The 6,762-nt window shown below is 59.3% G+C and carries 6 protein-coding genes; 4 read left to right on the forward strand and 2 right to left on the reverse strand.

Going from position 1 to position 6,762, the window contains the following annotated elements; translation table 11 throughout:
• The first annotated feature begins 255 nt into the window (after positions 1 to 255).
• Positions 256 to 1,464 (forward strand): Coenzyme F420 hydrogenase/dehydrogenase, beta subunit C-terminal domain, encoded by a 1,209-nt coding sequence (locus tag NW829_RS11315; protein ID WP_414412553.1) that lies wholly within the window; start codon positions 256 to 258, stop codon positions 1,462 to 1,464.
• 3 nt (positions 1,465 to 1,467) lie between these two features.
• Here the strand turns inward: NW829_RS11315 and NW829_RS11320 are convergent, their stop codons facing one another.
• Complete coding sequence (locus tag NW829_RS11320; RefSeq protein ID WP_414412552.1) at positions 1,468 to 2,664, reverse strand: aspartate aminotransferase; 1,197 nt, start codon at positions 2,662 to 2,664, stop codon at positions 1,468 to 1,470.
• Between the two features lie 160 nt (positions 2,665 to 2,824).
• Between NW829_RS11320 and der the strand changes: the two genes are divergently transcribed.
• From der to NW829_RS11335, 3 genes are all read left to right on the forward strand, one after another.
• Entirely contained in the window at positions 2,825 to 4,204 is a 1,380-nt protein-coding gene (der, locus tag NW829_RS11325) for a ribosome biogenesis GTPase Der (protein WP_414412551.1), read from the forward strand.
• Between the two features lie 23 nt (positions 4,205 to 4,227).
• Entirely contained in the window at positions 4,228 to 4,692 is a 465-nt protein-coding gene (gene smpB, locus NW829_RS11330; protein ID WP_011432891.1) for an SsrA-binding protein SmpB, read from the forward strand.
• 91 nt (positions 4,693 to 4,783) lie between these two features.
• Positions 4,784 to 6,037 (forward strand): BMP family lipoprotein, encoded by a 1,254-nt coding sequence (locus tag NW829_RS11335; RefSeq protein ID WP_414417117.1) that lies wholly within the window; start codon positions 4,784 to 4,786, stop codon positions 6,035 to 6,037.
• A gap of 11 nt (positions 6,038 to 6,048) precedes the next feature.
• Here the strand turns inward: NW829_RS11335 and NW829_RS11340 are convergent, their stop codons facing one another.
• Complete coding sequence (locus NW829_RS11340; RefSeq protein WP_414328838.1) at positions 6,049 to 6,651, reverse strand: glutathione S-transferase family protein; 603 nt, start codon at positions 6,649 to 6,651, stop codon at positions 6,049 to 6,051.
• Positions 6,652 to 6,762: the final 111 nt, after the last annotated feature.

The following is a 6,762-nucleotide window of genomic DNA, read 5'->3' on the forward strand; positions in this document are numbered from 1 at the left end:
CTCCCGACACTGACCCTACGGGTACAGTGCGGGGCTCCTGCGATTTCTAGCTGAAATTTTGCGCTCCTTTAGCAGGGATCCCTCGAAGTTCTTTGCCGCTATCTGCCGTTTTGGCCGCAAACTGAAGAGAGCACCTTGGTTGCCGTTGCTGCGAACGCCTGAGGTGCCTGTGTCTTTAGATCTCAAAGAAAGCTTAAATAGCAAAGCTCAAAAGATCCATTGGACTCCATTCCGCTTACGCAAACACTAGAAATCATGGGATCCCGTTCACCGCGTCCAGCCCGGCCCATCCGTTCCGGCCGCTATCCGGCCAAAGAGCTGTGCAGCCAGTGCGGCCTCTGCGATACCCGCTACGTGGCCCACGTCAAAGAAGCCTGTGCCTTCTTGGACCAGCAACTGACCCAGTTGGAAGAACAGACCCACGGGCGATCCCGGGAATCGCTGCGCTCAGGATCCCTTGCCGTCACTGATACCGATTATTTCGGTGTCTACGAGGCGATGTACACAGCCCGCAAGCGGGATCCGATCCCGGGGGCCCAGTGGACGGGCATTGTCAGCAGCATTGGCATGAAGGCCCTCACCACTGGCTTGGTGGAAGGGGTGGTGTGCGTGCAGGCGGATGAGCGGGATCGCTTTCAGCCACGGCCCATCCTGGCTCGTACCCCCGAAGCGGTCTGGGCGGCGCGAGTTAACAAGCCAACTCTTTCTCCCAACTTGTCTGTGTTGGAGCAGGTGGAGCAAAGCGGCCTCAAGCGCCTATTGGTGATCGGGGTGGGCTGCCAAATTCAGGCTTTGCGGGCGGTGGAAAAAAAACTGGGCCTGGAGAAGCTGTACGTGTTGGGCACGCCCTGTGTGGACAATGTCAGCCGTGCCGGGCTGCAAAAGTTTCTAGAAACCACCAGCCGCTCCCCACAGACGGTGGTGCACTACGAGTTTATGCAAGACTTCCACATCCACTTCAAACACGAAGATGGCTCGGTGGAAAAGGTGCCCTTCTTCGGCCTCAAGACCAAAGAACTCAAGGACGTGTTTGCCCCCTCCTGCCTCAGTTGTTTTGACTATGTGAATGCTCTGGCAGATCTGGTGGTGGGCTACATGGGATCCCCCTTGGGCTGGCAGTGGCTGCTGGTGCGCAATCAGCGGGGGCAAGAGCTGTTGGACTTAGTCTGGGAGGAGCTGGAAACCCAACCGGTGATCTCCCAGGGATCCCGGCGGGCGGCAGTGCAACAGGGGATCCCAGCCTACGATCAAGCCCTGACCCTACCGATGTGGTTGGCCCAGATCATGGGGGCGGTGATCGAGCGGTTTGGGCCACGCGGTTTGGAATATGCCCGCTTCTCCATCGATTCCCACTTCACCCGCAACTACCTCTACGTGCGCCGCCACTATCCCCAGAAGTTGGAGCAGCACGTGCCCCCCTTTGCCCGGCGGATTGTGGAGCAGTACCAACTCCCGCAAGACTGAGGCTCAGCAGTAGCGGATCCCAGCTTCCGCCCAGCGATCGATAGCCTGACCTATGCGCTCGCAATCGGCAATTAGGCTAATCCGCACGTAGCCCTCTCCTCCCTCTCCAAAAGCGCTGCCGGGGGTTACGACCACGCCTGTAGATTCCAGCACCCGCAGGGCAAACTCCGTCGATCCCTCAGGGGTGCCGTCGGCAGCGCGGGGGGTAGGGATCCAGAGATACATCGTCGCCCGTGGCGGCTCGATCCGCCAGCCCAGTTCCGCCAAGCGGCCAATCAAATAGTCGCGACGGCAGCGGTAGCGTTCTTGCACCTGCTCCAGATAGCTATCCGGCAGGCGCAGGGCAGTTTCGGCGGCCTTTTGGATGGCGGCAAAAATGCCGTAGTCGAGATTGGTTTTCAGGGTGCGCAAGCTCTGGATGATCTGGCGATTGCCCACCACAAATCCCACCCGCCAACCGGCCATGTTGTAGGTTTTGGAAAGGGTATGGAACTCCACCGCCAAGTCCTTGGCGCCTGGGATCTGCAGCAGGCTGGTGGGCCGGTAGCCGTCAAAAGCCAGCTCGGCATAGCACAGGTCGTGCACCAGGATGAGATCGTAGCGGCGGGCAAACTCCACCACCTCCTCAAAAAAAGAGCGGGGCGCAACTGCCGCCGTCGGGTTGTTGGGGTAGTTAAAGTAGAGCACCCGCGCTTGCTGGGCCACTTCCGGCGGTATTTCTTGCAGATCGATCAACCACCCCTTCTGCGGGCGCAGCATCATCGGGTAGATCTGCCCGCCGGCAATCATGGGGCCGCGAAAATGGGCTGGATAGGCAGGGCTGGGCACCAACACCAGATCTCCGGGATCCACATAGGCCAGAGCCAGGTGGGTCAGCCCCTCTTTGGATCCCAGCAAAGGCAGCGCCTCTCCATTGGGATCCAGCTCCACCCCGTAGCGGCGCCAGTACCAATCCGTGATCGCCTGGCGGAAGCTGGCCGTGCCCTCAAAGGGCGGGTAGCCGTGGTGGGCGGGATCCGCAATGGCCGCCTGCGCCGCCTCCACCACCGGCTGTGGGGTGGGGCCATCGGGATTGCCCATGCCCAGATCGATCAAATCCAACCCCTGCTGGCGGGCGCGGGCCTTCAGCTCATCCAAGCGGGCGAAGACATAGGCGGGCAGCTTGTTCAGCCGCTGGGCGGGAACGAGAGCGCGGTTCATGGCAAGAATGGGGAAGGGGCACAGCCGGTGCCTGATGGGAGGATAGGTACCTAACTTACCGCCAGACCTGCATCCAAAGCAATGATCGAGATCGGCGGGTTTGGGCATCCGGGATCCCGAACAGCTAGGATAGATATCCCAAGTTATCGACGAGCCAACAGTGCCCCTACCTCTTGTGGCTGTTGTGGGTCGCCCCAACGTGGGCAAATCTACCCTCGTCAACCGCATGGCGGGGGTGCGTTCGGCCATTGTGCATGATGAGCCCGGCGTGACCCGGGATCGTCTGTACCAGGAGGTGGAATGGAACGGGCGCCGCTTGCGGGTGGTGGATACCGGCGGCCTGGTTTTTGGGGATGACAGCGAATTTTTACCCCACATTCGCCAGCAAGCAATGGCAGCCATGGCCGAGGCCCAAGCCGTGATCTTCGTAGTGGATGGCCGAGAAGGACTGACACCCGCCGATGTAGAAGTGGCCGATTGGCTGCGCAAACAACCCCTGCCGGTGGTGGTGGCCGTAAACAAGTGCGAGTCGGGGCAAATGGGCCTGGCTCAGGCAGCAGCCTTTTGGGAGCTGGGGCTGGGGGATCCGATCCCCTGTTCCGGCATCCATGGCAATGGGGTAGCCGAGCTGTTGGAGGCGGTGCTGGCTCACTTGCCCGAAGTGACCGCAGAAGCCGCAGGCGAGCCAGATCCCATCGCCGTCTCGATTGTGGGACGGCCCAACGTCGGCAAATCCAGCCTGCTCAACCGCCTGGTGGGATCCGAGCGGGCCATCGTCAGCCCCATTTCCGGCACCACCCGCGATGCCATCGACACCGTGGTCACCTGGGAAGGGCAGCCCTATCGCCTCATCGATACCGCCGGCATCCGCAAAAAAAACCGCGTGCAGTACGGCATTGAGTTCTTCAGCATCAACCGGGCCTTCAAGGCCATCCAGCGCTCGGATGCAGTGCTGCTGGTGATCGATGCTTTGGAGGGGGTTACCGAACAGGATCAGAGGCTGGCCGGGCGCATCGAAGAAGAGGGCCGCGCCTGCGTTGTCGTCGTCAACAAGTGGGATGCAGTAGAAAACAAAGATACCCACACCATCAACGAGTTCACCCGCGAGATTCGCGACAGGCTTTACTTTATCGAATGGGCGCCGCTCCTGTTTGTCAGCGCCCTCACCGGGCAACGCACCCACAAAATCTTTGAGCAGGTGAATACCGTGGTGGCCGCCCACCGCAAACGGGTTCCCACCGCTGTGGTCAACGAAGTGCTCCAGGATGCTCTTGCCTGGCAATCGCCCCCCACCAACCGCCAGGGCAAGCAGGGCAGAATTTACTACGGCACCCAGGTGGCGGATCGGCCCCCAACCTTTGTTCTATTTGTCAACGATCCCGATTTGTTTAAGGATAACTACCGCCGCTTCCTGGAAAAGCACTTCCGGCAAAACCTGGACTTTACCGGTACCCCCATTCGCTTTCTCTGGCGCGGCAAATCCGAGCGCTTGGTTGGGCGGGCGGTGCGAAAATTGGAGAGATCCCTGACCTCTCGTTAGGCCCTCTGGTCTACTGAAAGCCTATGGCTGTGGATCCCAACGTCAAAACCCTGGTTGACAACCGTCGCGCCCGCTTCGAGTACGACATCTTGGAGACCTATGAGGCCGGGATCCAACTGACCGGCACAGAGGTGAAATCGATACGAGCGGGCAAAGCCAACCTGCAAGACGCTTTTGCCCTCTTTCGGGATGGGGAAGCATGGCTGCACAATCTGCACATCTCCCCCCATGACACCGCCAGCAAAGTGTTTAACCACGACCCTACCCGCCGCCGCAAGTTGCTGCTGCACCGCCGCGAGATCGACCGCCTACGGGGCTTGGTGGAACAAAAGGGCCTGACCGTGGTTCCCCTCAAGCTGGTGCTCAACCGCGGCTGGATCAAAGCCCATCTGGGCGTGGCCCGCGGCAAAAAGCTCCACGACAAGCGGCAGGCAATCAAAGAGCGGCAAACCCAGCGGGAGATTCAGCGGGAACTGAAGGAACGATAAATTTCTCCCTGAGCCCCCGCTGGCTTCCACGTCGTTTGCCAAGCGCCTTTTTGTATTCTCAGATACAGCGATCTGCAGCGGGATCCCGATGATGGATGTAGTCTTCCGGCTTTGGATCCCTGTTCTGTTGGAGCTGCCTGTGAACTGGAATCTTACCCGCGCTTTTTCTCCCTCGAGAGGCTGGGCTATTGGCCTGGCAGTCGCCGCTCTACTGGGATCCACCCCCACAACGGCGCAAGAGACCTTCAAAGTGGGCATGGTGCTGGTGGGGCCGATGCAGGATGGCGGCTGGAGCCAGGCGCATGTGGAGGGCAGCGAATACGTCAAGGCCAAGTTGCCCGGTGTCGAGTTTGACTACCTGGACAAGGTGAACCCGGCGGATCGGCCCAATGTGCGCGCCTCCCAGGTGGCGGATGACATGATCGCCCGAGGGGCCAAGGTTATCATCTTTACTTCCGATGACCACAAAGACGACGCGATTGAAACGGCCCGCAAGCATCCTGAGATCGCAGTTATCCATGCTTCTGGGGACATGGCCTGGAAGGAAGGGAAAAATTACATCGATCTGCCCAACTTGGCCAACATCATGCCCCAGATGGAAGCGATGCGCATGGTGGCTGGCTGTGCTGCAGCCCTGGGCTCCGAAACCGGCAAAATTGGCCTGTTGGGGCCTCTGATCAACGATGAAACCCGCCGTTACGCTGCTGCTGCTTACTTGGGGGCCAAATACTGCTGGGAAACTTACCGAGATCGTCCTGAAGAGTTGCAGTTCCGGGTGACCTGGATTGGCTTCTGGTTCAACATTCCAGGGGTTACTTTGGATCCGAGCAAGGTTGCCGATGACTTTTACAACGGCGGCTTTGATGTGGTGATGTCAGGGTTGGATACACCGGAGGCGGCGGTACAAGGCAAGCGGGCTGCTGAGGCCGGAAAGCGAGTGCGCTACACCCACTACGGCCTGGCCAGCGGTTGCAACTTCGCGCCCGAAATTTGCCTGGGGGTTTCTTACTACAACTGGGGGCCAGGATACAAGCAATTGATCGAGGCAGCTCGCGCGGGCACCTTCGAGAGCCAATTCCTGCGTCCGCCCATCGACTGGTCGGATATCAACAACCCGGACACGTCTTCGGCAGGGTTCATCATGGGAGAAGCCCTGGAGCCAGAAGATAGGGCTAAGTTGGAGGAGTTCATCGCCGGCTTGGGGAATGGCAGCATTCAGCTCTTCAAGGGGCCGCTCAACTTTCAAGATGGCACGCCCTTCTTGGCTGAGGGAGATGTGGCCAGCGAGGTCGAGATTTGGTATCTGGGCCAGTTGCTAGAGGGCATGGAGGGAGCCAGCAATTAGGAGAAAATGTTTCATGCTCCGGGTAGGGGGAAGAAGCGGTCGGTTTCTTTCACCCGCTGACACCAGGCTCGGATCTGGGGAAAGGGCTTAAGGTCAAACCCACCCTGCTCCGCCACATGGGTGTATGTGAAAAGGGCGAGATCGGCGATGGTGTAGCGGTTGCCCACAAAAAATGCTTTCCCCTGCAGGTGGCCTTCCATGATCTCCAAGGCCTCTGTTCCAGATTTCAAGTTCTGGGCGATCGCGTCAGCATGGGCCTCTGCTTGGCCGGCCCGCACCCAGAAGCGAGTGGTGGCGATGTAGCGGGCAATGCGGGTTTGTTCAAAAAGCAACCACTTCAAAATCTCGGCCCGTTCCAACTTGTTTTGGCCGTAGAGGGGGGTGTCTTCTGCCAGGTAAACCAAGATCGCGGCGGACTCCGCCAAGACCGTTCCATCTTCCAGTTCCAAAGCCGGGATCTGGCCCAGGGGGTTCTTGGCCAGGTACTCGGGGCGGCGGTTTTCTCCGGCCCTGGAGTTGACTTCAACCGTCTCATAGGGGATCCCCAATTGCTTGAGGAGCAATTCCACTTTGTAGCAATTTCCGGAGGTTGGGATCCCGTACAGTCGCAACATTGTGGTTAACCTCAGCCCAAAGCACCTTACAAAGAACTTCGTCCTAACAACGCCAACGGCAACCCAATCAACAAAAACCCTCTGTCCCTAACACTTTTTTAGCAGCTTTGT

Source organism: Synechococcus sp. R55.8 (assembly GCF_047461895.1).
Taxonomy (GTDB): Bacteria; Cyanobacteriota; Cyanobacteriia; order Thermostichales; family Thermostichaceae; genus Thermostichus.